The sequence below is a fragment of the Streptomyces sp. NPDC048523 genome (assembly GCF_043199815.1).
Lineage (GTDB): Bacteria > Actinomycetota > Actinomycetes > Streptomycetales > Streptomycetaceae > Streptomyces.
The window spans coordinates 937,948-964,137 of record NZ_JBICWQ010000001.1; the positions used below are offsets into that span (position 1 = coordinate 937,948).

The window sequence follows — 26,190 nt, forward strand, 5'->3', positions numbered from 1 at the left end:
ACCATGGTGCGCATCGTCTGCGTCGCCGGGGCCCGCCCCAACTACATGAAGATCAAACCGGTGATGGACGCCCTGGAGAGCCGGGGCGCCGAGGTGATCCTCGTCCACACCGGGCAGCACTACGACCCGGCCATGAACGACGTGTTCTTCGCCGATCTCGGCATCCGCCCGCCCGACCGCTTCCTCGGGGTCGGTTCGGGCAGCCACGCCGAGCAGACCGGACGCGTGATGACAGCGTTCGAGCCGCTGCTCACCGAGCTCGCCCCGGACATCGTCGTCGTGGTCGGCGACATCAACTCCACCCTGGCCTGCGCCCTGGTCACCGCGAAGGCCGGGCCGCTTCTCGCCCATGTCGAGTCCGGGCTGCGCAGCCGGGACTGGAGCATGCCGGAGGAGGTCAACCGGGTCGCCACCGACCGGGTCAGCGACTATCTGCTGGCCCCCTCCCCCGACGCCGCCGACAACCTGCGCGCCGAGGGGTACCGGGACGACCAGATCCACCTGGTCGGCAACGTCATGATCGACACACTCCTCGCCAACCTGGAGCGGGCCAGGGCCTCGGACGTCCTGGACCGGCACGGCCTGACCAGGGGCGAGTTCGGGCTGGTCACCCTGCACCGCCCGGCCAACGTGGACGACCCCGAGATCCTCGCCGGGCTGCTGAAGGCGCTCGGCGAGATCGCCGGCCGGCTGCCGTTGCTGCTGCCCGTGCATCCGCGCGCGGCCGGCCGGCTGGCCGAGCTCGGCGTACCCGGTGGCATCCGACTGGTGCCGCCCGCCGGGTACCTGGACTTCATCGCCCTCCAGGACGCCGCGCGTGTCGTCCTGACCGACTCGGGCGGCATCCAGGAGGAGACCACCGCTCTCGGCGTGCCCTGCGTGACCCTGCGGGACAACACCGAGCGGCCCATCACCGTCGAACAGGGCACCAATGTGCTGGCCGGCCGGGACCCGGCCCGGATCGTGTCCGTCGTGAACCAGGTGCTGGACGCGCCTCCCGCACCGCGTCGGCCGGAACTGTGGGACGGCCACGCCAGTGACCGGATCGCCGAGGTCCTGCTGGAGGGAGGCACGGCGCACACCCGACCGAGGCCCACCGATCGATCGTTCCCCATATGATCCGCTTGCAACATATGCTCGTCGAACATTTGGGCGCTAGGGGGGACCACCATGGATCTCGCTGAGATCTTCCGGGTGATGCGCAGGCGCTGGTACGTCCTGCTGCCAGGGCTGCTGCTGACCATCGGCCTGACCGTCGCCGTGGCCATCACGGTCCCGGTCACCTATCAGTCGCAGAGCACGGTGGTCCTGCTGAACTCCGAGAAGGCCACCAAGGCCTACGACGGCAACCCCTTCCTCAGCACCCAGACCTCGCTGACCGGCATGGCCGACAGCCTGGCCCGCAACCTCAACTCCGACGTCTCCCTCCGGGAGCTCAAGTCCCGGGGGGCCACCGGCACGTTCGAGGCCAAGCTCGCCGACAACGCCCAGGGGCCGCTCATGTGGCTCACGGTGACCGGCACGGACAAGAAGGCCGTCCTGAAATCGGACCGCCTCCTGACCGAGTACGCCGACGAGCGGCTGGTGGAGTTCCAGAAGCAGCAGTCGGTCAGCGAGAACGCCAGGATCCGCATGATGACGATCGTGGCCCCGCAGAACCCGGCCGCGCAGACCAAGACCCGGCTCGAGTACATGGTCATGGCGGGCGGTCTGGGACTGGTCCTGAGCCTGGTCGCCACCTTCTACGTGGAGGCGCGCCGACGCCCCCGCCCGGCGGCGGCACCGCAGGAGGAGCCCGCGCAGCGTGTCGCCGACCCGGAGCCGGCGCCCGAAGCGGCGGAATCGGTCGCCGAGCAGACCATGGCCCTGCGGACGCCGCCCAGTTGGTCGCGGTCCGCCGAGAAGAGGCGCGCCGACGGGCCGCGGGCCGGGCGGTCCGTCATGACCGTGGCCCCCGCAGCCGAGGCGCTCGACGAGGAGCCGACACATGGACAGCGTTCGCACACCGGACAGCGAGAGAGCTGAGACGGGCGACAGCCCGTCGTCTCCCTCCCCTGCCTCCCTCGGCAGCAAGGTCCGTTCCGCGGCCCGCTGGAGCCTGATCAACACCTTGGTCATGCGCCTCGGCAACTTCGCCACCGGCATCCTGCTGGCGCGGTTCGCGCTCGGGCCCGCGGAGTGGGGCGTCTACGGCATCGCCCAGACCGTGCTCCTGGTCCTGCTCTCCGCGAACGAACTGGGCGTGAGCCTCGCCATCATCCGCTGGGAGGGCGACCCGCGCCGCTTCGCGCCGACCGTGCTGACCCTGAGCGTCCTGTCCAGCGGCCTGCTGTACATCGCCCTGTTCGTCTCGGCGCCGACGGTGGCCGGGCTGCTCGGCTCGCCCGACGCCTCCGGCGTCCTCAGGGTGATGTGCCTGTGCCTGGTGATCGACGCGGTGGCGCATGTCCCCGCCGGCATCCTGACCCGGGAGTTCGCCCAGGGCAGGCGGATGGTCATCGACGCGCTCAACTTCGTCCTGAGCACCGCCGTGACCCTGCTGCTGGCCTTCCACGGCTGGGGCGCGATGAGCTTCGCCTGCGGCGCGGTCGTGGGCAACGTGGCCGCCCTCGTCGGCTGCGCGATCGCCGTCCCCGGGACCCTGCGGTTCGGCTGGGACCGCAAACAGGCCCGCGCCCTGCTGAAGTTCGGGCTGCCACTGGCCGGCGCGAGCCTGCTCGCCCTGGCCGTCGTCAACGTGGACACCATGGTCGTCGGCTCCTCCCTCGGCCAGATCTCGCTCGGCTTCTACGTCCTGGCGTTCAACATGTCGGGCTGGCCGGTCCGCGTCATCTCCGAGGCCGCCCGCCGGGTCTCCTTCGCGGGCTTCTCCCGCCTGGCCGACTCCCCGCAGGCCCTGGCGCAGGGCTTCAGCCGCGCCCTGGGCGTCCTGGTCACGGGCACCGTGCCGCTGTGCGTCCTGCTGGGCGGCCTCGCGGCCCCGGTCATCCACCTCGTCTACGGCGGCAAGTGGCTGCCGGCCGCCGAGGCGCTGCCGTGGCTGATGGCCCTGGGCCTCATCCGCATCGTCTGCGAACTGGCCTACGACTGTCTCGTCGCGGTCGGCCGGCGCCGCTCGCTCATCCTCGTCCAGGGGCTGTGGGTCGCCGCCCTGATCCCGGTCCTGATCGTCGGCTCCCGTATGAACGGCATCGTCGGTGTCTCCCAGGGCCATGTCCTGGTCGGTGCCGGTCTGGTCGTCCCCGTGTTCCTCTACGCCCTCGCCCGCGCCGGGATCGGCCTCGGCCCCGTCGCGCGGGCCTGTGCCTGGCCGTTCCTCGGGGGCGCGGCGATGACCCTGGTCCTCCTCGGCGCCAAGCGGCTGCTGGGCGACGGCACGCTGGCCCTGTTCGCCATCGCCGCGACCGCCCTGGCCTGCTACGTGGTGTGCGTGCTGCCCAGCCGCCGCTTCCTGCTCGGCTCCCGGACCCCGGAGACCGCATGACGACGCTCCGCCGACTCCTCATCGGCCTGGCGCTTCTCCTGACGGCCGCCCACACCTCCGGAGGCGAAAGGGCCCACCGCGCCGAGCCCACACCCACACGAACGCCCCGGACCTCCCCCGACCCCCCACGCGTGCGCGCTGCCCAGCCGCCGCTTCCTGCTCGGCTCCCGGACCCCGGAGACCGCATGACGACGCTCCGCCGACTCCTCGTCGGCCTGGCGCTTTTACTGACGGCCGCCTGCTCCTCGGGGGGTGAAAAAGCGGACCGTGCCGAGCCGACGCGGACGCCCTCGCGAGCCGTCGCCGACCCCACACCGTCCGCGAGCGCCTCGACCTCCGTGAGTCCGGGTATCTCGTCGCCCACCCACAGGCCCAAGCCGTCCGCGTCGCCTTCCCGTTCTCCTGACAGGACCCCGCCCCCCACTGCCGCGCCCGCGGGAGCGGGGTTCCCGGACGCCGGCAACACCGGCCCCCGGATCCGGCTCAAGGCGCGTGCCGCCGGGAACATGAGCATCAGGACCGACGGGGCCGTGATCAGGGGCCAGGACATCACCGGCTCGCTCGACATCTACGCGAACAACGTGACGGTGATCGACAGCAGGATCACCTCCACCAACTGGTGGGGGATCAACCTGCGCCCCGGCTACAGCGGTCTGCGTGTCCTGCACACCACCATCACCGCCGTACCGGGCAAGGGCCCCGACAACGGCGGGGTCGACTACGCCGTCTCCAACATGGGCAGCAGCTCCATCGAGGTCGGCTGGTGCGACATCTCCGTGTTCGGCAACGCCCTCTCCATGGGCCAGGGCACCCTCCACGACAACTACGTCCACGGCCTGGTCCCCTTCCGCAACAACGGCGGCGAGTGGCAGCACACCGACGCGGTGATCAGCGGCGGCGGCAGCAGCGGCACGCTGGTCGTCCGGCACAACACCCTGCTCAACGCGGTCCCCGTCGACCAGGGAGCGTCCGCCGCCGTCGGCCTGTTCGCGGACACCGGCCACGTCTCCAACACCGTCATCGACGGCAACCTGCTGGCCGGCGGGGCCTACGCCCTGTACGGCGGCGGCGACGGTGCCACCGGGATCACCGTCACCAACAACGTGTTCTCCACCCGGTACCACCGCTACTCCGGCGTCTACGGCGCCGTCACCGCCTGGAACGCGGGCGGCGCGGGCAACGTGTGGCGCGGCAACCGGTTCGACGACGGCACTCCCATCACCCCCGAACCGGCAGGCTGAGGAAGAGGATCATGCGACGCATCGCCCGCGCCCCCTGGGAGCTCCTCAAGCGCGCCTTCGGCTGGCTCGTCCTCTTCGAGCTGCGCAACAAGGTGCTGCTGCTGCCCTCGGCGGTGCGGCTGCGTCGTCTCGAAGACGCCGAGACGCGCCGCCTCACGGCGGTCGTCGGGCCGGTACCGCAAGCCCTCGTCGCCACCGTCATCGCCACCCACCGACGCCCCGACGCGCTGCGGGCCGCGGTCGCCTCGGCGCTGGCCCAGACGGTGCGCGACCAGGTCGTCATCGTCATCGACGACGGCGCCGGGCTCCCCGAACTCCCGGACGATCCACGGCTGTTCGCCGTCTCGCTGGCACGCAACACCGCCGTGGCGGGTGTCGTGCGCAATGTCGGCATCCGCCTCACCCGCTCGCGGTACGTGGCGTTCCTGGACGACGACAACCTGTGGGAACCCGACCACCTGGAACGGGCGTTGGCGGTCCTGGAGGCCCCCGGCGGGCCCGACGGCGTCTACACCGCGCTGCGCCGCCTCCTGCCGGACGGGACCGAACGGGACGTCCTGTCCGTGGAGTTCGACCGCCACAAGGCCGCCCGGGAGTCCTTCCTGGACACCAACGCGTTCGTCGCCCGGCGTGACGGTTCCCTGCACTTCAGCCGTCTGCGCAGGACGCCTCGGGTGCTGCCGCGCGAGGACTGGGAGCTGGTGTACCGCTACAGCCGCCATCACGCCGTACGCCATGTGCCGCACGCCACCGTGCGGTATCTGGTGAACCCCGGGAGCTTCTACACCACGTGGTCCGGCTGAGCGGATCCCGGTCGGAGCAGCGCGCCGACCGCGGCCCTGCTGGCCCGCCGGCCCAGCACCGCCCGTGACGTCTCACGCAGCAGTACGGCGGCCCGGAAACAGGCGGTCGGGACCGCTCCGTGGCGCCGTCGGTACAGCCGCACCCGGTTGAGGGTGAGCAGGGCCCACAGCCGGGGCGACACCTGGGAGTCGCCCCCGAGGTGCACGGCCTCGGCCGACGGCTCCAGTTGGGTGGCGTGGCCCAGATCCCGCGCCCGCAGGCAGTACTCCGTCTCCTCCGAGTAGAGGAAGAAGGACTCGTCCCACGGGCCGCAGGCGGCCCGGCACTCGGCCGAGATGGCCATGAGCGCGCCGGTCGCCCAGTCCGCACGTGTGGGGCGCCGGTAGGCGTCGGGGTCGGTGACCAGCTCGCTCAGCCACGGGAAGCGCCCCGCCCGCCGGTTGCCGATGACGGCCTCGCCGAGAGCCCGCAGCACGCTCGACTCCCGCCGCAGCGAGTAGTGGGGCGTGTCCCGGCCCTCCTCGTACAGCAGGGGTACGGCGATCCCGACGCCGTCGCCGAGGCTGTCGACGAGACGTTTGGCGCAGCCCTGCCGCATCCGGATGTCGGGGTTGCAGATCAGGGCCACGTAACCGGGGTCGACGGCCTTCAGCGCCGCGTTGACGCCGGCCGCGTACCCGGCGTTGCGGCCGGTCTGCACGACGGTCGCGTCGGGGGCCAGCTTCCCGAGGAGCTCGACGGTGTCGTCGGCGGAGTCGTTGTCGGCGACGACCAGCCGCCAGTCCAGGCCGGCCATGCCGTCCGGGAGGGCGGCGAGGAACCCGGGGAGCACCTCGGCGCTGTTCCAGGTGACGACGATGACGGCGACGGGGCTCAACGGGACTCCACGAGTTGGGGAAGCCGGCCTTCGGAGGCCTTGCGGGGGACGGCCGGTAGTGCGGCGGCGGCCGCCTCGCGCCGGACGAAACCGAGGTAGCTGCCCCCCGCCCCGAGCACGAGGAAGAACATGCCGGCGAACATGGGGAAGCTCAGCGAGTCGAAGGTCGCGCTGCTGACCAGGGCGACCAGCGACGAGGCGAAGAACGCCTGCCCGAGCTCACGGTCGGACTCGGTGCGGGCGAGCCGCCGGACGGCGCCGCCGTGGTGGATACCGGTAATGAACAGGACGAGCAGGGCGAGAAGTCCGAGCGCCCCCATCTCGGCGAGGGTCAGCATGTACTGGTTGTCGGTGAAGAAGTACAGGTCCGGGGTGAAGGTGCCGAAGCCCCGCCCGAACAGCGGGTGTTCCTTCAGATAGGGCACGATCGCGCTGTACTTGACCGTGCGGGCCTGGGTGCTGCTGTCGGAGTTGGACAGGAACGACGCGAACAGACCCGTGATCGTGCCGATCAGTCCGGGGACGAGCACCTTGAAGACGGCCACGGAGGCCGTCATCACGCCGATCGCGGCCCAGCGCCGGGCCGGCTTCCAGCGCGGCACCATCACCAGGGCCACCAGCAGCAGCCCGATGATCGAGGTCCGCGAGACCGACAGCGGCAGCGCGCCGCCCATGAGCACCACCGGGGCCCAGCGGCGCAGGACGTGGCGGTGGCGTCGTACCGGATCGAAGGCCTGCTGGATCGCGAAGGGCAGCAGGATGGCCAGCATGCCGGCGAACTCCAGCGGCTGGGCCGTGGTGGCCCGGGGCCGGGTGAAGGCACCGCGGTCCATGGCGCTCACCTGGGCGACGCTGGTCTGCAGGCCGGGGATGTGGATGGAGTCGGCGATGTTGGTGGCCGCGAAGAAGTCGTAGAAGCCGATCGCGGCGACGACGGACGCCAGGACGACCACCCGGCGCATCAGGACGTCAAGGCGACCGCGTTCCTGCATGGCCGCCGAGGTCAGGACGACGAGCGAGACCCACACCAGGTATCCGATGAGCCCGCGGTCGGCCCCGAGGATCTCCTGGTGCGAGCTCTCGCGCATCGCGTCCGCGATGTAGGCCATGAGGACGGCCGTGCCGAGCACGCACATCGAGACCCGCACGAACCTGGTTCCCGGCGCGGGCAGGATGCGGCCGCCCAGCCAGGTCGCGAGGTACCACAGCAGCCCGAGCAGGGCGAAGACGTTGGCCGGTGTGCCGACGCCGCCGAGTGCGGGCAGGGCGAGGTTGGAGGGGATGAAGAAGGCCAGTGCCAGGTAGACGGTGAGGATCGCGGTGGCGTCGACGCGGCGGTTCAGCCAGCCCACCCGTTCGCGGGCGGGGGCGCGGGCCTGGCGCGGCCGGGCGGCGGCGTTGCGCCGGCGGCGGACCACCGTGATGCCCTCCACCAGGATCGACAGCAGGAACGCGCTGACGACGCCGACGATGACGACGGCCGCGATGCCCTGGTAGCGGTTCTTCGACTCCGCCACCGGGGTCTGCGGCAGCACTACGGGGGCCGTCTGCACGAGATAGGCGGGCGGCACCTTGGCGGCGGCCTGGAGGGCGTCGAGCTGCTCGCCCGCGAAGGCGGTCAGGATGTCGGTCTCCTCGAGCACCTTCTCCCGGTCGGTCCCGGTGACGCTGAGGACGAGCAGCGGGCTCTCGCTGTCCGGGGCGAATCCGGTCGTGTAGGGGTCCGTGACGCCTCTGCCGTGCAACTCCTTGGCCGCGTCACTCGATTCGAGGGTTCTGATCAGCACGTCGGCCGTGACGATCAGCGAACCGCCCGCGTTCGAGATGGGGTTGCCGAAGGTGGGGGCCAGCCGGGCGACGGCCGAGGAGTCCAGCAGCGCGACCGAGCTCTGCGACTCGTAGGAGACCGGGACCGTCTCGTACAGATACGCGCCGCCGAGCAGGCTCAGGACGGTGAACGGCACCATGAAGTACCACCGTCGGCGCAGAATGGCCCATATCTCACCAATGCTCACGAACCATTCCTCCTTTCGGTGGCATCCGGCCACATGTCCTGCCAGTATCGGGGGCGACGGAAGGAACTCACATGTCGCCCGGGAACGTCGCCGACGCCCTGCTCCGCCGCTGGTACGTCCTGGTGGTGGCGCTGCTGTTGACGGCTGCCGGGGCCTACCACGTGGTGCGCCCCGCCCCCCAGTACGTCGGTTCCGCGGTGGTGGTGCTCAAGCCGCCGGTCACCCAGAACCAGCCCAACCAGCTGACCAACCTCCAGCCGCCGCTCGCCGTGCTCTCCTACGGCGTCGTACGGCAGCTGGAATCCCCCGCCGGGACCAAGGAGCTGAAGGCGGCGGGCGTGCACGGCACCTACCATCTCGTCCCCCGCAACAGCGGCACCAGCGCGACGCCCCGCTATCTGATCCCCTCCTTGCAGGTGCAGTCGCAGGCGTCCGGCGCGAAGGCCGCGGTGACGGCGGTGAGCCGCATCATCGACGTCTACACCCGGCATGTCGACGCGCTGCAGAAGGCCCAGGGAGTGCCCGCCGGGGCGCGGATCACGGCGACGGTCCTGACCTCCCCGAGCGCCGCCCAGGTGCAGGGCGACAGGATGCGGGGCCTCGCGGGTACGGCGTTGCTGGGCGCGGCGGGCGGGATCGTCGGCGCGTTGTGGCTCGACCGGCTTCTGCTGAGCCGCCGCACGGACGCTCCGGGGCGCCGCCGTCGCACCGATCCGGTGCCCGTGGTGAGCTGAGGGGAACGGGTCGTTCATCAGATTCCGCGGCGCTTCCAGGACTCCCACCACAGCCACTCCCGCCCCCGCTCGGCCACGGCCGACCACACCAGCGGCTGGAGCCAGGGCATGGCCTTCGGCCCGATCCGCCGTCTGAGCCGCAGCGCGCGGTACTCGGGCAGGCTCCGGTAGCCGGGCAGGCACTCCTCGGCGAACGCGACGCACTCCTCGACCGGGACGACTGCCGTACGTCCCCGGTCGTATGCGCGGTAGGCGCGGCGCAGCGCGAAGCGGGCGAGCCGGGTGTGGACCTGGTCGGCCAGGCGGTCGGCGTCGGACAGCCGGTCGGCGCACTTGGTGAGCACCGAGTCGAAGGCCACGAGCCGCTGGCGCAGGTCGTCGAGCTGGCCGCCGAAGTCGACGGTGGACATGTTCTTGCCGTGGACGCGGTAGAACGCCTGGTCGGCGCCGCGGACGTAGCCGACGTCGGCGTGCGCGGCGAGCCGCATCCACATCTCGATGTCGCCGGCGTGGGGCAGTGCCGGATCGTAGCCGCCGACCTTGCGCTGGAGGCTCGTACGCACGACGACCTCCGGCGAGGTGATGCAGCCGGTGCCCTCACGGAAACGCCGGTCGAGCCACCAGTGGCCGGGGTAGACGACCGAACCGGTGCTCCGGGTACGGGCCTCGGGCAACGGACCGCCGTGCTGGAAGCGCAGCGGCCGTCCGTAGGCGAAGCCGGCCTCGGGGTGGGCGTCCAGGAGGGCCGCGGCCCGCACCAGCGCGCCCGGGACCAGCCGGTCGTCGGCGGAGAGCAGGGCCACGTAGTCGCCGTCGGCCCACTCCAGCAGGCCTTCGTTGTACGTGGCGATGTGGCCCTTGTTGGTCTCGTGGACGTGGACCTCGATCCGCGGGTCGGAGGCGGCCAGTTTCTGCGCCACCTCCGCCGAGTCGTCGGGCGAGGCGTCGTCGATGATGAGCACCCGGACGTCGACGCCGTCCTGCTCGTCCAGGACGCTGCTCACACAGTCGGCCAGGAAATGGCCGTACTTGTAGCAGGGGATGACAACACTGACGGTGCTCATCTGTGGGGAAGCCAATCCCCGGTGACGGTCCGCGCCGGACTCGGCGCGGACCACCACCGGTGGGTTCTGGTCGGTCAGTTCTTCTTCTTGCGGACGGTCGTCTTGCTGGTCAGGGTCCAGGTCTTGGACTTCACCGTGTGTCCCTTCTTGTCCAGGGCCTTGACGCCGACCTTGAACCGGGTGCCGTCCGGGAGGGGCGACGACAGGTGGACGGACACCTTGTGGGTGGCCCTGTTGTAGGAGGTGACGGCCGTGACATGGAGCTTCTTGGCGGCCTTGGAGCCGCTCAGGACGGTCACGGTCGCCTTGACGGACGACAGCTTGGCCGAGGCGGGCAGGGTGGTGACGAGCGGGCTCGTCGTGTCGGCGGTGTGCGCCAGCGAGGACGCCGTCACCTCCGAGGCGTTGGCCGTCGCCAGGGACGCGCTCGGGTTGTCGGCGGTGAAGACCGGGCCGACCCAGTAGTTCGCGGATCCGTAGGAGCCGTTCGGGAAGGCCGCCGAACTGCCGTACCGGTAGAGCCCGTTGTGGTGGGCGCTGGTGTCGGCCGTGGCCGTGAGCGGATAGGACTGGTGGGCCGCCGAGAAGTAGCCGCCGTCCACCGCGTAGTTGCCGTTGGGCGCGTGGTAGGAGGCGACGTAGGCGGTGTCGGCGGTGACGGCCACCGGGGTGGCGAAGGTCAACGTCTGCCAGCCGGAGGCCGACTCGGTGGTGAAGGTGCCGGTGGCGAGCAGCGTGCCGTCGTCGGACCACAGGCTGCCGGTGTGGGTGCCCGTGTTGGTCGCGCCCTTGTAGAACGTGACGCCGGTGATCCAGCCGTTCGCCGAGGACGTGAACCGGGTGCCCAGCTCCACCGAGTTGCCGTCACCGGTCACCGCGGCCGTGGCCGGGGTGGCGGAGGAGTTCCACAGCGTGCAGGGGCAGGTGACCGCCGGCGGCTGGGAACTGGTGGTGAAGCTCCACGTGACCGGGTCCGCCATGGCGTTGCCCCACAGGTCGGAGGCCTGGACGGACGCGGTGTACGTGGTGTGCAGCGACAGCTCGGTCGACGGGGTGAAGGTCGCCTTGTTCGACGCGGGAAGCGTCTTGGTGCCCGGCACGGTGTTGCCGTCCGGGTCCTTCACGGTGAACGTCAGGCTGTCGGCGTCGATGGCGTGGTCGAAGACGGCCGACACCGGTGCCGTGATCGACGTACCGGTCGCGCCGGACGTCGGCGAGGTGGAGGTGACCGCCGGCGGGGTCGTGCTGGCCGTCGAGGTGTCCAGCACCACGTCGACCCAGTAGTTGCTGCCGGAGGACGCCGAGGACGGGAAGGCACTGGTGGAGCTGTAGCGGTAGACGCCGTTGCCGCCGTCGGTGCCGGACTGGAGTCCGGTGAGCGGGGCGAGGCCTGCGGCCTTGTCGGAGAAGTAGCCGCCGTCGTAGGAGTATCCGCCGTTGGGGGCGAAGTACGAGGCGACGTAGGTGGTGTTGGCCTTGACGGTCACCGGGGTGGAGAAGTTCAGCTGCTGCCAGCCGGAGGCCGTCTCGCTGGTGAAGGTGCCGGTGGCCAGGCGGGTGCCGGAGGCGCTCCACAGGCTGCCGGTGTGGGTGCCGGTGTTGGCGGGCGACTTGTAGAAGCGGACACCGGTGATCGAACCGGCCACCGTGGTACGGATCTTGACGCCGAGCTCCAGGGAGCTGCCGTCACCCGCGTTGACGGTGCCGGGAACGGCGGAGGCCGGCCAGATGGTGCAGGGGCAGGCCTGGGGGCCGACGGTCAGTGCGAGGGTGGTGGTGGCGCCGATGTTGACGCTGTCGTCCACCGCGCGGACCTTGATCGACGCCGCACCCGGGGTCGTCGGGGTCCAGGTGTAGCTCCACGAGGTGAGGCCGGTGGCGGCGTTCCAGGTCGATCCGCCGTCGGTGGACACCTCGACGCGGGCGACGACGCCGCCGGAGTCGGAGGCGGTGCCCTTGACGGTGACCGGCTTCAGCGCCGGGACCGTGGCCCCGGAGGCCGGGCTGGTGACGGTGACGGCCGGGCCGGTGGTGTCGGTGGTGGCCGTGGCGGCGACGAGGTTGCTCTGCCGGGTGAGCGGCTGGACGCCCATGTCGGCGAGGATGTTCACGGTCGCCTGCTGCATGCGGGCGTCCTCGGTGACCACCGTGTCCGCCGGGTCGTACGTCGGCAGGTTGGTCAGGCCCCACGACCACTGCACGGTTCCGGCCCCGAACACCAGGGCTCCGGAGTCCTGGTCGCGGAACTCGACGAGGTTGTGCGTGGCGGTGCCGTTGCCGTACATGTTGCCCCAGTCGAGGCGGTACTTCCCGTCGTTGATGTCCACCGTGGTGGACGACAGGTCGATCGCGCCGGCCGGTCTGGTGCTGTTGGAGATGTCGCTGTCCCACTCGTAGCCGAGCGTGCCGGTCGGGAAGGTGGCCGTTTGGCTCGCCGTGAGGTTGGCGATGGAGGTGCCCCGCCACAGCCGGTTCTTGCCGTACGAGCCGGGGACCGTGATGGCGTCGGCGCGGTAGCCGTTCACCGTGAACATGGAGCCGGTGAGGATGTTCGGCGGCTGGTAGCTCTGACCGTAGTTCGTGCTGGCCGGGTCCATCCAGGTGCCGGTCCACTCGCCGCTGGGATCCGCGATGCCGTTGTTCTGCGCCATCTTGGTCATCTTGTAGCAGACCATGGTGCGGTTGGCCGTGCTCGCGCCGTCGATGCTCGGGGCGAGCCGGGTCTTCCAGAACACCTCGTTGCCGCTGAAGAAGGCCTGCCTGACGCCTGCCTTCCGGGCCGCCAGGACGTTGGAGTACTGGCTCTGCGTCCAGTACTCGTCATGGCCCGAGGACAGGTACACCTTGTGCTTCTTCAGCAGGGTGGCGCCGTTGGTGGACACGTCCACGCCGGACAGATAGCTGACGTCGTAGCCGTTGCGCTCCAGCCAGGACAGCATCATGAACTCGGAGCCGTAGATGCCGTTGTCGCCGCCGATGTCCAGCGGCCGATTGTAGCTGACCTCGTAGGCACGGCCGTCGGGCGCCGGGCCCGTGCCGCCGTAGAGGTCCTGGCCGCCGTAGTCGTTGTACGCCTGCCAGGTCTGGTCACTGGTCTGCACGACGACGTCGGAGGTGCTGGAGTCCTTGCGGACGACGAACGGGTACGGCATCAGGCCGTCGCCGTCGGTCTGCGTGAGGTTCGCGATGTACAGGCCGGAGACGGCGTCGCCGGGCACCGTCCAGTTCACGGTCACGGGCCAGTTGCCGCAGTCGACCAGGCCGGTGGCGGCCTTGGTGGTGCAGTTGGCCGGCTTCGTCGTGTAGTTGGCCGGGTAGGTCGTCGCCGCCTGGGCCGTGGTCGAGATCAGCCGCGCCCCGTCGCCGCCGTACCAGCCGAGGCGGTAGATCTCCACCCGGTACGAGACCGGTGACTGGACCTTGAACTGGACGTTGTCACCGGCCTGGACGCTCTCCTTGGTGGAGAACCCCTTGATGTCACCGTAGGCGTTGGGCGAGTACCAGTCGGACATGGGGCTGCCCGCCTTGGAGTTCTCGCATACGACAGGGTTCGAGCCCGTACCGCAGGGATCGGAAGCCGCCTGGGCGGACCCCGCCTGCGGGAGCACAGCCCATACCAAAGCGGCTATGACGGCGAGGCGCCCGCCCCGGAACCGTCTGCTCCATCTGTTCATGTGTACCTCTCAGCGGTGCTGTGCAGGACCGACCCTGAAAGTCGGGGGTGAGGCGTGTGGTGAGGGGACCGATCAGCCTCGGAGCGCTTCGGCGAGCGCGGCCACGACCTGCTGCTGCTGGTCGGGGGTGATCTGGGGGTACAGCGGGAGCGAGAGGATCCGCTCCGCGGCCTTCTCGGCGTTCGGGAAGTCGCCCCGCTCGTGGCCGAGATGGCGGTAGGCCGGGGTGAGGTGGACGGGGGCGGGATAGTGCACCCCGGCGCCGATGCCCTCGGCGTTGAGCTTGCCGACGAGGTCGTCGCGGTCGGCTCCGGCGACCTGGAGGACGTAAAGGTGCCAGACGTGGACGTTGCCGGGGGCCGTCACCGGGAGGACGACCCGGCCGGCGGCCGCGAGGTCGGCGAGCAGTTCGTCGTAGCGGGCGGCGGCGGCCCGGCGGGCCGCGTTGCCGTCCGCCAGCCGCTTGAGCTTGGCCCGCAGGACGACGGCCTGGAGTCCGTCCAGGCGGCTGTTGAAGCCGGGGACGTCATGGCGGTACTTGGCGACACCGCCGTGGTTGGCGATCGCCCGTACCAGGCCGGTGAGTTCCTCGTCGTCGGTCAGCACCGCACCGGCGTCGCCGTAGGCGCCGAGGTTCTTGCCCGGGTAGAAGCTGGTGGCCGCGACGGTGCCGCTGCCGGGCGAGCGGCCGTCGCGGGTGGCGCCCTGGCACTGGGCGGCGTCCTCCACGACCCGTACCCGCTCGGGCAGCCGGGCGGCCAGGCCGGTCACCTCGGCCATCTGTCCGTACAGGTGGACCGGTACGACCGCGCGGGTCGCCGGTCCGACGGCCTCCAGGGCGGCCTGCGGGTCGAGGAGATGGCTGTCCGGCAGGCAGTCGGCGAGGACCGGGCGGGCGCCGATCCGGGCCACGGCCCCCGCGGTGGCGATGAAGGTGTTGGCGGGCACGACGACCTCGTCGCCGGGCCCCACCCCGCTCGCGCGCAGGGCGAGTTCCACGGCGTCGGTGCCGTTGGCGACCCCCACGCAGTGCGCGACCCCGCCGAACTCGGCGTACTCGCGCTCGAACTGGCGGACCTCGTCGCCGCCGATGAACGCGGTGTTCGCCAGTACCCGGTCGAAACCGGCCCGGACCTCGTCGGCGACTTCTTCGTGGGCCGCCTTGAGGTCCACGAGCGGAATCTGGTTCATGTCAGTGGTCCCCCCACTGTCGGTGTTGCGAGTTCGTCCAGCGCGGGCGTGCCCGCCGCGCGCAGCCGTCGGGCCGGGCTCCCCACCCAGACCTCACCCGGCGGTACGTCGTCGAGTACGGCACTGCCCATGCCGATCTGCGACCAGGCGCCCACGGTCGCGCCCTCCCTGACCAGGGCGCCGGAGCCCACGTAGGCGCCGCGCTCCAGCCGCACTCCCCCGCCCAGGCGGACCCCGGAGGTGAGTGTCGCGTAGTCCTCGACCACGTCGTCATGGGTGAGGACCACCTGCGGCATCACTGCCACATGGGCGCCCACCCGTACGGCGGCGGTCAGGACGCAGTGCGCGAGCAGGACCGAGCCGGGGCCGATCCCGGAGTCCGCCGAGACCACCGCGCTCGGGTGGACCACGGTGGCGTAGCGCTCCTCGGGCAGTGCGAGCCGCCGGACCAGCCGGGCGCGGGCCGCGTAGTCGCGCGGGTTGCCCACGCAGATCACCACCCGCGCCTCAGGCAGTTCGTGGACCAGCTCGCAGCCGCCGAGGACGGGCACGCCGGCGACATCGGTGCCGTGCAGGTCCGCGTTGTCGTCGAGGTGTCCGAGCAGCTCGAAGGCGCCCGTGTCCGCCACCGCCTGGGCGGTCTCCCGGGCGAAGCCGCCCGCGCCGACGATCACGAGTCCGGTCATCCGCGGGCCTGTGCGCGCAGTGCCGCGACGACCCGGTCCTGCTGGGCCTCGGTCATCGTGTGGAACAGCGGCAGAATCAGCGAGTCGCGGCTGATCCGCTCGGTGACCGGCAGCGGCACGCTCGGGTGGTCCGCGTAGGCCGGTTCGAGGTGCGCGGCCATGATCCCGCGCCGGGCGGAGACACCGGCGTCGGCGAGCGCTTCGAGCAGGTCGTCGCGGCCCACGGGGAAGTCCTCGGCGAGCAGCACCCAGTAGGACTGGAAGTTGCTCTGCCCGTGCGCGGGGTCGCACACGGGGGTGAGGCCGGGGACGTCGTGCAGCAACACGTCGTAGCGGGCGGCCAGTTCGCGGCGGCGGGCGATCATCGCGTCGAGCTTGCCGAGCTGGACCAGGCCGATCGCGGCCTGCACGTCGGTCATCCGGTAGTTGAAGCCGACTTCCAGATAGCTTTCCAGCATCGGCTTGTTGCTCGCGTGGCGCTGGGCCGCCGAGGCGTTCATGCCGTGCTCGCGCAGCCGGCGCAGCCGGGTCGCCCACTCCGCGTCGTCGGTGGTGACCATCCCGCCCTCGCCGGTGGTGACGAGCTTGCGGGGGTGGAAGGACCAGGCGGCGAGCAGCGCGCCGTGCCCGACGGGCTTGCCGCCGACGGTCGAGCCGATGGCGCAGGCCGCGTCCTCGACCAGCGGCAGGTCCCAGTCGGCGCAGGCCGCGCGCAGGGCGTGCACGTCGGCCGGTACGCCGCCCTGGTGGACGGCGAGGACGGCCTCGGTGCGGGCGGTGCGGACCTGCTCCACGGTGGCCGGGGTCAGGTTGCCGGTGACGGGGTCGACGTCGGCGAACACCGGCTCGGCGCCGACGTACCGTACGGCGTTGGCGGTGGCGATGAACGACAGCGAGGGCACCACGACTTCGTCGCCGGGCCCGATACCGAGGGCGACCAGCGAGAGGTGCAGCGCGGTGGTGCAGGAGCTGACCGCGACGGCGTGCTCGGCGCCCACCCGCTCGGCGAAGGCCCGCTCGAAGGCGGCGACCCGGGGGCCCTGGGCGACCCATCCCGAGAGCACGGCGTCGGAGGCCGCGCGGGCCTCCTCCTCACCGAGCCAGGGGATCATCACGGGGATGCGGTCGGTGCTCACTCGGCGGCCCCCTGCTTGGCCTCCTGCTTGGCGGAGCGCTCCGCGCGCCACCACTGGACCAGGTCCCTCAGGCCCGTGCGCAGGTCGATCTCGGCGGTGAACCCGAGCCGTTCGGCGGCCTGGGTGGTGTCCGCGAGCCGGCGCACCACCGAGTTCACCGACCGGGCGGGACCGTGCACCGGTTCCAGCCCCTCGGCGCCCATCGCCTCCAGCAGCCCGTCGGCGAGCTCGCGCAGCGAGGTCTCGCTGCCGCTGGCGATGTTGAACACCTCGTCGGTGACGTCCGACTCGGCGGCCAGGATGTTGGCCCTGGCGATGTCGCGGACGTCGACGAAGTCCATGGTCTGCGTGCCGTCGCCGAGGATCAGCGGCGGCTCGCCCGACTCGATGCGCTCCATCCAGCGGATGAGCACCTCGGTGTACAGGCCGTGGATGTCCATCCGGGGGCCGTAGACGTTGAAGTAACGCAGGGCGACGTAATCGAGCCCGTACATGGCGTGGAAGCTGCGCAGCATGCCCTCGTTGAAGGCCTTGGCGGCGCCGTAGAACGTGTCGTTGTTGTAGGCGTGGTGGCGCTCGGTCGTCGGGAAGACCTCGGCCATGCCGTAGACGGACGCCGAGGAGGAGGCGATCACCTTGCCGACACCGGCCGCGGCCGCCGCCTCCAGCACGTTGAAGGTGCCGTCGACGAGGACCTCGTTGGCGAGCCTCGGCTCCTCCGCGCACTGGGTGATGCGGATCGCGGCGAGGTGGAACACCAGGTCGGCGCCCTCGGTGACCTTCTTGACGGTGTCGACGTCCCGGACGTCACCCTCGACGACCTCCACCACACCGCTGGGCAGGGCCTTTTCGAGGTTGGCCCGGCGCCCGCGCACGAAGTTGTCGAGGACGACGATCTCGCGGGCGCCGCCCTCGGCCAGCAGGTCGACCAGGTTGGAGCCGATGGTGCCGGCTCCCCCGGTGACCAGGATCTTCTTGCCACGTACGGTGCTCAACTGCGGTTGCCTCTCAGGTGATGGGGATCTGTCAACGCCCGGCGCGCAGGCCGACGACCGCGCCCTTGAACTGCAGGCTCCGGGAGGCCGCTTCGAGGATGTCCAGCACCCTCAGGCCCGCCCGGCCGTCGGTCAGCGGCGCCCGGCCCGTCCTGATCGAGTCGGCGAACTCGTCGACCATGCTGCGCAGCGCTTCCTTCTCGCCGATCGCGGGCGCGACCATGTCTCCCGAGCGGTACGAGATGAGCATGTCCCGGCGCTCGTCGGCGCCGATCTCCTGCGGTGCGGCCATGTCCACACCGCGGTCGTAGACGGACACCCGCTGCAGCGGGTTGAGGTCGTCCCAGAGGAGGGTGCGCTTGGAGCCGCCCACCATGGTGGTGCGCACCTTCGTCGGCGACAGCCAGTTGACGTGCACGTGGGCGATGGCCCCGGTGCTGAGCGTGAGCGTCAGATAGGCGATGCAGGCCTGTCCGGCGCCGATCGGGTCGGCCCCGTGGGCGGCGACGGCGACCGGCTCGACGCCCTCGGGGAGGATGAAGTCCAGGATCGACAGGTCGTGCGGGGCCAGGTCCCACAGCACGTCGATGTCCTTCTGGACCAGCCCGAGGTTGATGCGGACCGAGTCGACGAAGTGGACCTCGCCGAGCTCGCCGGAGTGGACCAGGTCCCTGATGCGGCCCACGGCGGGCGTGTAGCAGTAGGTGTGGTCGCACATCAGGGTCAGCCCGCGCTCCTCGGCCTCGGCGACCAGCCGCATCCCGTCGGCGTAAGTCGCCGCGAGCGGCTTCTCCACGAGGACGTGCTTGCCGGCGCGCAGGGCGGCCAGGGCGATGTCGAGGTGGGTGCCGGCGGGCGTGGCCACGGCGACGGCGGCCACCTCGGGATCGGCGAGGACGGCCGCGTAGTCCGAGGTGGCCTCGACGGTCGAGTAGCCGCCCAGGACCCGCCGGGCCCGGTCCACGTCGAGGTCGACCAGCGAACGCAGCCGGAACTGCTCGCTCGCCTGGAAGTTGCGGACAAGGTTGGGTCCCCAGTAGCCGGCCCCGACGACCGCCACCCCCAACGGCTCGCTGCTCTGCGTCACGTGGTCCCTCTTCCTTCGGTCCATCAGTAGGCCCCCGTTCCGCGCACCACCGCTGTCGTGGTGCGCGCCAGGATGGACAGGTCGAGGCTGGTCGACCAGTTGTCCACATATGCGAGATCGAGCCGGACCGCTTCCTCCCAGGGGAGGTCCGAGCGGCCGCTGACCTGCCACAGCCCGGTGAGGCCGGGCTTCACGAGCAGCCGGCGTCTGACCTCCGCCGGATACTCCTCCACCTCCTCGGGCAGGGGCGGGCGCGGGCCGACGAGCGACATGTCGCCCTTGACCACGTTGATCAGTTGCGGCAGTTCGTCGAGGGAGCTGCGGCGCAGGAACGAGCCGACCCGGGTGATCCTCGGGTCCCCCTTCACCTTGAACAGCAGACCGTCGCTGTTCTCGTTGAGGTGCTCCAGTTCCGCGCGCAGGGCCTCCGAGTCGGGGCGCATGGTGCGGAACTTGAACATGGTGAAGTGGTCGCCGTACCGGCCCACCCGCTGCTGCCGGAAGAGTGCCGGTCCCGAGCTGTCCAGGCGGACGATCAGGGCGACGAGCAGCATGGGCAGGGCGAGCAGAAGCAGCAGGCCGGCGGCGAAGGAACGATCCAGCAGTTCCTTCGGCAGCCGGGAGGTCCGGGAGAGGTTCGGCGCCTGGACGCGCACCAGCGGAACCCCGTTGGTGGGCCGTACCGCGAGCCGTGCCGCGGACACGTCGGCCAGGACGGGAGCCAGCAGGAAGTCCACGCCCCGCGCGGCCGCGGTCCAGGACATCCGGCGCAGGACGGAGGCGTCGAACTCGGGCGCGGGCAGCACCACCAGGGTGCCGATGCCCATGGCCCGGATGACGTCGTCCATGGTGTCCACACCACCGAGGACCGGCAGCCCCAGCTTGCGGACCGCCGAAGCGTTCTCCGGATCGCTCAGGCACACGCCCGCGGCCCGGAGTTCCTGGACACCGTCGCGTCGCAGCACGGCGACCAGCTCCGCGATGCCGTGCGCCGGCCCCACCAGGAGCGTGGCGCTGCGGCCCCGGTCCCGCGCCCACCTGCGGTGCAGTCGGCGCCGGAGCGTGTACCGGACCAGCACGGCGAGGAGACCGGCGGGCAACGCGGCCATGATCATGTCATGAAGAAGGCCCGCATCGTGGGTGAACGACCAGTGCGCGACCGCGGCGAGCGCCGGCAGGGCGACGGCGCCTCGGAGCACCCGTCGGTACTCCTCGGAGCCCAGTCCCAGGGCGCTGCGGTCGTAGGAGCGGTGGGCCACCATGGCCACGATCCACGTCGGAGGCAGCACCAGGGCCACCGCCCAGCGGCCGTACACCGCGTGGATCACGAAGGCCGCGGCAACAGCCGCGAGGCTGTCCGCGACCAGCAGGACGATCCGGTATCTCTGCTCCCAAGGTCTTCGGCGACCTTGCGGAGTCCTGTGTTCCACAAGCAATTGCTCATGCGTGACCTCAATGGTCATGCGCCCCCCACACGTGCACGGTTACCCCTGACCGAACACCGATGTGTCCCCAACACAGCGGCAGCTGAAAAACAAAGGAAGCCTCAGCGGTTCCCCAACCGCCGCATGTCCCCATACATGTCGGCTAGCGCCTCACGTTCCCCACCCAAACCGGTTCGGCGGCCCTCAATCTAGACCACCGAACGCAGTCACGGGAACAGTTGGACGAAACACACATCGCAATAGTGACATCGACTGCATACTGCCCAGGTGACGAGCATCGTGATCCCGGCCCACAACGAGGCGCAAGTCATCGGCCGGCTCCTCGACTCACTTCTGGCCGATTCCTCGGAGGACGAGACAGACATCGTGGTCGTGTGCAACGGCTGCACGGACGACACCGCGCGGACCGCGGCCGCCCGCGGTCCGCGCGTGCGGGTGGTCGAGATCCCCATGCCGTCCAAACACGCCGCTCTGCGGGTGGGTGACGACCACGCGCGCGACTTCCCCCGCCTCTACGTGGACGCCGACGTCGTGCTCGGCGGCGCCGATGTACGGGCGTTGACCGCGCCCCTCGACGACGACACCTCGGGCATCCTCGCCACCGCGCCGGAGCGGCGGATTCCGCTGGCCGGCTGTGCCTGGCGGGTGCGCGCCTACTACCGGGTGTGGCAGCGGCTGCCCGCGGTCCGTGAAGGGCTGTTCGGCCGGGGCGTCATCGCGGTCTCCAAGGCGGGGCACGCCCGGATCGCGGCCCTGCCGCCGCTGATGGCCGACGACCTGGCCGCTTCCCTGGCCTTCACGCCCGAGGAGCGGCTCGTGGTCGACGGGGCGCGGGTCGTGGTCCAGCCGCCGCGAACATGGCCGGATCTGATCAAACGGCGGATCCGGGCGGCGGTGTCCACGGCCCAGGTCGAACAGCAGCACCAGCGCCCGGAAGAGGTCTCGGCGCGCACGAGCAAGGCGGACCTGATCGCCCTGGTCCGCGCCGAACCGAGGCTGCTGACGGGTGTCGTAGTCTTCCTCGCGGCGGCGGTCGTCGCCCGGCGCGGGGCCGCGAAGGCCATCCGGGCCCAGGACTTCGGCACCTGGCTGCGGGACGAGAGCAGCAGACAGCACTGAAGCGCACCAGATCCGGAGTACCGACATGTACCTCACCGACCGCTCCGCGCCCGCGGAGGCGGACACCGGACAGGGCCGAAGACGCGGTCTGCGGCCCGGGGTTGCCCCGGTCGTGCTCGTGCTGGGCACGGTCAGCCTGATCACCGACATCTCCTCGGAGATGGTCACCGCGGTCCTGCCGCTCTACCTCGTCAGCACGCTCGGCTTCAGCCCGCTGGCCTTCGGCACCCTCGACGGCGTCTACAACGGTGTCAGCGCGCTGGTCCAGCTGACCGGCGGCCACCTCGCCGACCGCATTCGCAACCACAAACTCCTCGCCGGCCTGGGGTACGGCCTGTCCGCGCTGTGCAAGCCGCTGCTCCTGCTCGTGAGCAGCATCGGCGCGCTCGGCACGGTCCTCGCCCTGGACCGCACCGGCAAGGGCCTGCGCACCGCCCCGCGCGACGCGATGATCTCCTTGTCCACATCGTCCGGGAAACAGGGCCGGGCCTTCGGCGTGCACCGGGCGATGGACACCACGGGCGCGATGCTCGGCCCGCTCGCCGCCTTCCTCATCCTGAGCGCGGCGGCCGACGGTTACGACGCGGTGTTCGGCGTGAGCGCGTGTGTGGCGGTGCTCGGCGTGGTCGTCCTGGTGCTGTTCGTGCCGGGACGTCGGCAGGGAGGGCCGACGGCCGGCACGGAGCCGTCACCCACAGGGCGGCAGAACCCGGGCGATGCCCCGCAGGCGTTCGTGCCCGGCGCACGGCACGACGCGCCGACCGACCAGGCGCCCGGCACGGACCTGGTCGCACCCGTCGGGCGGCAGGTCACCGGCGCGGACGAGCCCGGTGCCGGCGACGACAGGCCCCCGGTCCGCGTCCGTGAAGCGCTCGCGCTCCTGCGGCTGCCCCGGCTGCGCGCCCTCGCCGGCTGCGCCGCACTCCTCGGTCTGACCACCGTCAGCGACGCCTTCGTCTACCTGCTCCTGCAACGCCGCGCGGGCATCGCCGAACAGTGGTTCACGCTGCTCCCGCTGGGCACCGCCGTCGTGTTCCTGCTGCTGGCCGTGCCCGTCGGGGCGCTGGCCGACCGGGTCGGGCGGTACACCGTGTTCCTCGCGGGGCACGGAGCACTGCTGACGGGTTACGCCCTCCTGCTGTGGGCGCCGGCCACACCGGCGCTGCCCTTCCTCGTGCTCGCCCTGCACGGGGTGTTCTACGCGGCCACCGACGGCGTACTCCCGGCCGCCCTCGCGGACATCGTGCCCGCCAAGCTGCGCGCCAGCGGCCTCGCCATCGTCGGCACCAGCCAGGCACTGGCCCGGTTCTGCTGCTCGCTGGCCTTCGGCGCGGCCTGGACGGTGTGGGGGGACGGCCCGGCGCTGGCCGCGTCGGCGGTCGGCCTGCTGTGCTGCGCGGCCGTCGCGAGCAGGGTGCTGCGCCCGACGGGCGGCAACCGATGACCACCAGGGCCCCGACGGTCCAGGGGCCCCGACGACCACCACCGCCACACGGGCTCCCCGGCCGAGCGCCGGCCGGCCTGCGCGCCCGCATGCCGGAGCGGACCGTACGGCGGCTCCAGTCCTCCCGCGCGACCACCGGGACCGACAGGCCCGACGCCCGAGAGAAGCTCCGGGACATGCCGCGCCCCGTTCGCCTCCGAGCCCCCGGGCCACCGAGGGAGCCCCGACGACCACCACCGCCACATCGAGGAACCACATGACACCGCTACGCCGCCGCCTGCTCGTTCTGCTCACGGCGGTCCTGCTGCTCGCGGGCGTGGGCACGGGCCTGGTGCTGCACGCCGCCGACCGCGCGGACCGGGCGAACCGGCCCCGGTCGGGCGGCCCCGCCGTCGGCACGGGCAAGCTGACGCTCGACCAGAAGAACCGCCTGACCTTCATCAACGCGGCCGCGGGCCCGCACCGCACCGCGGTCGCCTCGGTCCCGTCCGCCGATCCGAAGGCCGGACGCACCGCCTCGGACCTCAAGTGCGCGCGCTTCTACGCGGCCGCCGGTACCGGTATCTGCCTCCAGTCCAACCCCGGCGTCCTCAAGCAGAGCAACCGCGCCCTGCTCCTGGACGCCGACCTGCGCACCCGCCACACCTACGCGCTCGCGGGCACCCCCAGCCGGGCCCGGGTCTCCCCCAGCGGACGCTTCGTCGCCTGGACCGTCTTCGTCTCCGGCGAGTCGTACGCGTCGGCCTTCTTCTCCACCCGGACCTCGGTCCTGGACACCCGGACCATGAAACTGACGCCCAGCCTGGAGTCCTTCGCCATCACCCTGGACGGCAGGTCCTACCGGGCCGCGGACGTCAACTTCTGGGGCGTCACCTTCGCTTCGGACGACGACACCTTCTACGCCACCCTCAACTCCGCCAACAAGACCTACCTGGTGCGGGGTTCGCTGTCCGCCCGCGAGGTCACCACTCTGGTCGAGAACGTGGAGTGCCCCTCGCTCTCCCCCGACGGAACCCGGGTGGCCTTCAAGAAGCGGGTGCTGTCCCGTACCGACCTGTGGCACGAGTACGTCCTGGACCTGCGCACCCTCAAGCAGACCCCGCTCGCCGAACGCCACAGCGTCGACGACCAGGCCACCTGGCTCGACAACAGGACCGTCGCCTACGCCCTGCCCGCCGAGGGCAAGGTCGGTACCAGCGACCTGTGGAGCGTCCCGGCGAACGGCACGGGCACGCCGCGTCTGCTGATCGCGGGCGCGTCCTCCCCGGCACCCCTGTAGCAGATCGCGGTCAGTGCGATTCGGGTCAGTGCAACTCGGCCTCCACGGGGTCGTCTTCGAGGAACCCGCCCGACTGGTGGTGCCACAGCTTCGCGTACGGGCCGTCCAGGGCGAGCAGTTCCTGGTGGCTGCCCTGCTCCACGATCCGCCCGCGGTCGAGGACGACGAGCTGGTCCATGCCCGCGACCGTGCTCAGCCGGTGGGCCACCACGAGCGCCGTCCGCCCCTCCATGAGCCGCCACAGCGCCTCCTGGACCAGGATCTCGCTCTCCGAGTCCAGGGCACTGGTCGCCTCGTCGAGCAGCAGGATCGGCGCGTCGCGCAGGATCGCCCGGGCGAGGGCGACGCGCTGGCGCTGGCCGCCGGACAGCTTGACGCCACGCTCGCCCACGAGGGTGTCGAAGCCCTCCGGCAGCGCGTCCGCGAACTCCGTGACGTGGGCCGCCTCGGCGGCACGGCGGATCTCGGCGTCGTCGGCCTCGGGCCGGGCGAAGGCGATGTTGTCGCGCAGGCTCCGGTGGAACATCGCCGGGTCCTGCGGGACGTAGGCCATCAGACCCCGCAGGTCGGTCTGGCGCAGTCTGCTGATGTCCTGTCCGCCCACCAGGATCCGGCCGCCGTCGATGTCCTGCATCCGCAGCAGCAGCCGGGTGAGCGTGGTCTTGCCGCCGCCGGAGCGGCCGACGAGCCCCACCTTCGTCCCGCCGGGCACGACCAGGTCGAGCCCCTCGAAGAGCCGCTCGGCGCCCGCGTGGGCGAAGCTCACCCGCTCGAAGCGGACCTCGGCGGGCCCGGGCAGCAGCGGCTCGGGCGACGGCGGGTCGAGCACGGTCGGCGGGGTCAGCAGCAGTTCGGTGAACTGCGCTGCCTCCGTCATCGAGCTCTCCAGACGACGGTAGATCTGGTTGAACTCGAACATGATCCGGGTCGCGTTGGAGTAGTAGGTGAAGGCGACCACGACCGCCTCCACGCCGTGCTCGCCCCCGCCGAGGGTGACCGCGAGCAGCAGGCCCAGCGCGTTGGTCAGCACCGACATCGGCGCGACGAAGGTGTCGATGCGCAGATTGCCGTAGTCCCACGACCGGAGCATGAGCCGGCGTGAGGCCGCGACGCGGGAGCGGTGCTCGGCGGCCTCGCGTTCCTCGGCGCCGAAGGCCCGGACGGTGTCCATGTTCATCAGGCTGTCGGCGACGTGCCCGGAGACCCGGGCGACCGCCGCCTCGCGCTCGGCGACCAGCGCCTGGCGGCGCCGGATGAGGGGCGCCGCGCACAGCGCCGTCACCGCGATCATCGTCAACAGGCCGACGACGAGCAGCGGTTCGTAGCGCCAGAGCACCACCGAGCCGAACAGCAGCGGCACGACATTGCCCACGACCTGGAAGGCCAGGGTGTCGACGAACGGCTCGAAACGGGTGGCGAAGCTCAGGACGCGCTTGGTGAGCGACCCGGCGAAGTTGTCGTGGAAGAACGTCGCGTCCTTGGCGAACAGTTCGTCCATCCCGATGACGTACAGCTGCTCGATGCCGAGGGCGTCAAGACGGTTCATGCAGTGCAGGGCGACCCGCCACAGCCCTTCCGCGAGCAGCAGGACACCGGCGAAACCCAGGACGTACGGCAGTGCCGACCCGATGGTGAGTCCGCCGCCGTCGGCGATGTCTCCGGCGAGTTTCGCGACGATCAGCGGGGCGATGTAGTTGAGGCCGATGCCGCCCAGCGCGAACAGCAGCATGGCGGGAGCCGTCAGCCGGCGGAGCCGGGCCAACTCCCGTCCGTAGTAACGAAGTGCGAGGAGCACCGCGCCCCTGCGCGGGGTGATCTTCTCCAGCTCAGGCGTATGCATCCTAACCCTGTGTGTATGGGGAGTAGCGGTCCGAGTTCGGCAGTGTCCCGCGACGGCCCCTTCCCGGTCCACGCG

General features: G+C 71.2%; 20 protein-coding genes. 9 read left to right on the forward strand and 11 right to left on the reverse strand.

Annotation, left to right across the window (positions count from 1 at the left end; genetic code table 11):
• The first annotated feature begins 3 nt into the window (after window positions 1–3).
• The 5 genes from wecB to ACGFWE_RS04315 all read left to right on the forward strand — a co-directional run bounded on the left by wecB (window position 4) and on the right by ACGFWE_RS04315 (window position 5,528).
• Window positions 4–1,119, forward strand: a complete 1,116-nt coding sequence (gene wecB / locus ACGFWE_RS04295; protein WP_393597747.1) for a non-hydrolyzing UDP-N-acetylglucosamine 2-epimerase — start codon at window positions 4–6, stop codon at window positions 1,117–1,119.
• 51 nt (window positions 1,120–1,170) lie between these two features.
• Window positions 1,171–2,025 (forward strand): Wzz/FepE/Etk N-terminal domain-containing protein, encoded by an 855-nt coding sequence (locus tag ACGFWE_RS04300; RefSeq protein WP_352380468.1) that lies wholly within the window; start codon window positions 1,171–1,173, stop codon window positions 2,023–2,025.
• Entirely contained in the window at window positions 1,988–3,484 is a 1,497-nt protein-coding gene (locus ACGFWE_RS04305; RefSeq protein WP_393597749.1) for an oligosaccharide flippase family protein, read from the forward strand. The genes ACGFWE_RS04300 and ACGFWE_RS04305 overlap by 38 nt, the downstream gene beginning before the upstream one ends.
• 506 nt (window positions 3,485–3,990) lie before the next feature.
• Window positions 3,991–4,725: a hypothetical protein gene (locus ACGFWE_RS04310; RefSeq protein WP_393597751.1), complete on the forward strand. Its 735-nt coding sequence runs from the start codon at window positions 3,991–3,993 to the stop codon at window positions 4,723–4,725.
• A gap of 11 nt (window positions 4,726–4,736) precedes the next feature.
• Complete coding sequence (locus tag ACGFWE_RS04315; RefSeq protein WP_352380474.1) at window positions 4,737–5,528, forward strand: glycosyltransferase family 2 protein; 792 nt, start codon at window positions 4,737–4,739, stop codon at window positions 5,526–5,528.
• Here the strand turns inward: ACGFWE_RS04315 and ACGFWE_RS04320 are convergent.
• Together ACGFWE_RS04320 and ACGFWE_RS04325 are read right to left on the reverse strand one after the other, a co-directional pair.
• Entirely contained in the window at window positions 5,507–6,406 is a 900-nt protein-coding gene (locus ACGFWE_RS04320) for a glycosyltransferase family 2 protein (protein ID WP_393597753.1), read from the reverse strand. The genes ACGFWE_RS04315 and ACGFWE_RS04320 overlap by 22 nt on opposite strands.
• Window positions 6,403–8,421, reverse strand: a complete 2,019-nt coding sequence (locus ACGFWE_RS04325; protein WP_393597755.1) for an O-antigen ligase family protein — start codon at window positions 8,419–8,421, stop codon at window positions 6,403–6,405. The genes ACGFWE_RS04320 and ACGFWE_RS04325 overlap by 4 nt, the downstream gene beginning before the upstream one ends.
• A 71-nt stretch (window positions 8,422–8,492) precedes the next feature.
• Here ACGFWE_RS04325 and ACGFWE_RS04330 point away from each other — a divergent pair, with 71 nt between their 5' ends.
• The gene (locus ACGFWE_RS04330; RefSeq protein WP_393597757.1) at window positions 8,493–9,155 is read left to right on the forward strand and encodes a hypothetical protein; all 663 of its coding nucleotides are present in this window, start codon (window positions 8,493–8,495) and stop codon (window positions 9,153–9,155) included.
• A gap of 17 nt (window positions 9,156–9,172) precedes the next feature.
• On the opposite strand, the gene ACGFWE_RS04335 is transcribed toward ACGFWE_RS04330, so the two are convergent.
• The 8 genes from ACGFWE_RS04335 to ACGFWE_RS04370 all read right to left on the reverse strand — a co-directional run bounded on the left by ACGFWE_RS04335 (window position 9,173) and on the right by ACGFWE_RS04370 (window position 20,451).
• The gene (locus ACGFWE_RS04335) at window positions 9,173–10,219 is read right to left on the reverse strand and encodes a glycosyltransferase family 2 protein (RefSeq protein ID WP_393597759.1); all 1,047 of its coding nucleotides are present in this window, start codon (window positions 10,217–10,219) and stop codon (window positions 9,173–9,175) included.
• A gap of 74 nt (window positions 10,220–10,293) precedes the next feature.
• Window positions 10,294–13,731, reverse strand: a complete 3,438-nt coding sequence (locus ACGFWE_RS04340; protein WP_352380483.1) for a DUF4082 domain-containing protein — start codon at window positions 13,729–13,731, stop codon at window positions 10,294–10,296.
• Between the two features lie 234 nt (window positions 13,732–13,965).
• Entirely contained in the window at window positions 13,966–15,084 is a 1,119-nt protein-coding gene (locus ACGFWE_RS04345) for a DegT/DnrJ/EryC1/StrS family aminotransferase (RefSeq protein ID WP_393597761.1), read from the reverse strand.
• Window positions 15,081–15,770, reverse strand: a complete 690-nt coding sequence (locus ACGFWE_RS04350) for an acetyltransferase (protein ID WP_393597763.1) — start codon at window positions 15,768–15,770, stop codon at window positions 15,081–15,083. The genes ACGFWE_RS04345 and ACGFWE_RS04350 overlap by 4 nt, the downstream gene beginning before the upstream one ends.
• On the reverse strand, window positions 15,767–16,906 hold the full coding sequence (locus ACGFWE_RS04355) for a DegT/DnrJ/EryC1/StrS family aminotransferase (protein WP_393597765.1): 1,140 nt from the start codon (window positions 16,904–16,906) through the stop codon (window positions 15,767–15,769). Before ACGFWE_RS04355 ends, ACGFWE_RS04350 begins: the two co-directional genes overlap by 4 nt.
• On the reverse strand, window positions 16,903–17,901 hold the full coding sequence (locus tag ACGFWE_RS04360; RefSeq protein ID WP_352380490.1) for an NAD-dependent epimerase/dehydratase family protein: 999 nt from the start codon (window positions 17,899–17,901) through the stop codon (window positions 16,903–16,905). The genes ACGFWE_RS04355 and ACGFWE_RS04360 overlap by 4 nt, the downstream gene beginning before the upstream one ends.
• 31 nt (window positions 17,902–17,932) lie before the next feature.
• Window positions 17,933–18,988, reverse strand: a complete 1,056-nt coding sequence (locus ACGFWE_RS04365) for a Gfo/Idh/MocA family protein (RefSeq protein WP_393597767.1) — start codon at window positions 18,986–18,988, stop codon at window positions 17,933–17,935.
• A gap of 23 nt (window positions 18,989–19,011) precedes the next feature.
• The gene (locus tag ACGFWE_RS04370) at window positions 19,012–20,451 is read right to left on the reverse strand and encodes a sugar transferase (protein WP_352380494.1); all 1,440 of its coding nucleotides are present in this window, start codon (window positions 20,449–20,451) and stop codon (window positions 19,012–19,014) included.
• A 249-nt stretch (window positions 20,452–20,700) separates the two neighbouring features.
• Between ACGFWE_RS04370 and ACGFWE_RS04375 the strand changes: the two genes are divergently transcribed.
• The 3 genes from ACGFWE_RS04375 to ACGFWE_RS04385 all read left to right on the forward strand — a co-directional run bounded on the left by ACGFWE_RS04375 (window position 20,701) and on the right by ACGFWE_RS04385 (window position 24,275).
• Window positions 20,701–21,552 carry a glycosyltransferase gene (locus tag ACGFWE_RS04375; protein ID WP_393597769.1) on the forward strand — a complete coding sequence of 284 codons (852 nt, stop codon included), beginning with the start codon at window positions 20,701–20,703 and terminating at the stop codon, window positions 21,550–21,552.
• Between the two features lie 25 nt (window positions 21,553–21,577).
• Window positions 21,578–22,996 (forward strand): MFS transporter, encoded by a 1,419-nt coding sequence (locus ACGFWE_RS04380; protein ID WP_352380498.1) that lies wholly within the window; start codon window positions 21,578–21,580, stop codon window positions 22,994–22,996.
• A gap of 256 nt (window positions 22,997–23,252) precedes the next feature.
• Window positions 23,253–24,275, forward strand: a complete 1,023-nt coding sequence (locus ACGFWE_RS04385) for a TolB-like translocation protein (protein ID WP_352380500.1) — start codon at window positions 23,253–23,255, stop codon at window positions 24,273–24,275.
• 25 nt (window positions 24,276–24,300) lie between these two features.
• Here ACGFWE_RS04385 and ACGFWE_RS04390 read toward each other — a convergent pair whose 3' ends face one another.
• Entirely contained in the window at window positions 24,301–26,115 is a 1,815-nt protein-coding gene (locus ACGFWE_RS04390; protein WP_393597771.1) for an ABC transporter ATP-binding protein, read from the reverse strand.
• Between the last annotated feature and the right edge of the window lie 75 nt (window positions 26,116–26,190).

Bases quoted from the DNA above. Each gene is read 5' to 3' on its own strand.
- wecB (WP_393597747.1), top strand. From the start codon at position 4: ATGGTGCGCATCGTCTGCGTCGCCGGGGCCCGCCCCAACTACATGAAG.
- ACGFWE_RS04300 (WP_352380468.1), top strand. From the start codon at position 1,171: ATGGATCTCGCTGAGATCTTCCGGGTGATGCGCAGGCGCTGGTACGTC.
- ACGFWE_RS04305 (WP_393597749.1), top strand. From the start codon at position 1,988: ATGGACAGCGTTCGCACACCGGACAGCGAGAGAGCTGAGACGGGCGAC.
- ACGFWE_RS04310 (WP_393597751.1), top strand. From the start codon at position 3,991: ATGAGCATCAGGACCGACGGGGCCGTGATCAGGGGCCAGGACATCACC.
- ACGFWE_RS04315 (WP_352380474.1), top strand. From the start codon at position 4,737: ATGCGACGCATCGCCCGCGCCCCCTGGGAGCTCCTCAAGCGCGCCTTC.
- ACGFWE_RS04330 (WP_393597757.1), top strand. From the start codon at position 8,493: ATGTCGCCCGGGAACGTCGCCGACGCCCTGCTCCGCCGCTGGTACGTC.
- ACGFWE_RS04335 (WP_393597759.1), bottom strand. From the start codon at position 10,219: ATGAGCACCGTCAGTGTTGTCATCCCCTGCTACAAGTACGGCCATTTC.
- ACGFWE_RS04340 (WP_352380483.1), bottom strand. From the start codon at position 13,731: ATGTCCGACTGGTACTCGCCCAACGCCTACGGTGACATCAAGGGGTTC.
- ACGFWE_RS04345 (WP_393597761.1), bottom strand. From the start codon at position 15,084: ATGAACCAGATTCCGCTCGTGGACCTCAAGGCGGCCCACGAAGAAGTC.
- ACGFWE_RS04350 (WP_393597763.1), bottom strand. From the start codon at position 15,770: ATGACCGGACTCGTGATCGTCGGCGCGGGCGGCTTCGCCCGGGAGACC.
- ACGFWE_RS04370 (WP_352380494.1), bottom strand. From the start codon at position 20,451: ATGACCATTGAGGTCACGCATGAGCAATTGCTTGTGGAACACAGGACT.
- ACGFWE_RS04380 (WP_352380498.1), top strand. From the start codon at position 21,578: ATGTACCTCACCGACCGCTCCGCGCCCGCGGAGGCGGACACCGGACAG.
- ACGFWE_RS04385 (WP_352380500.1), top strand. From the start codon at position 23,253: ATGACACCGCTACGCCGCCGCCTGCTCGTTCTGCTCACGGCGGTCCTG.
- ACGFWE_RS04390 (WP_393597771.1), bottom strand. From the start codon at position 26,115: ATGCATACGCCTGAGCTGGAGAAGATCACCCCGCGCAGGGGCGCGGTG.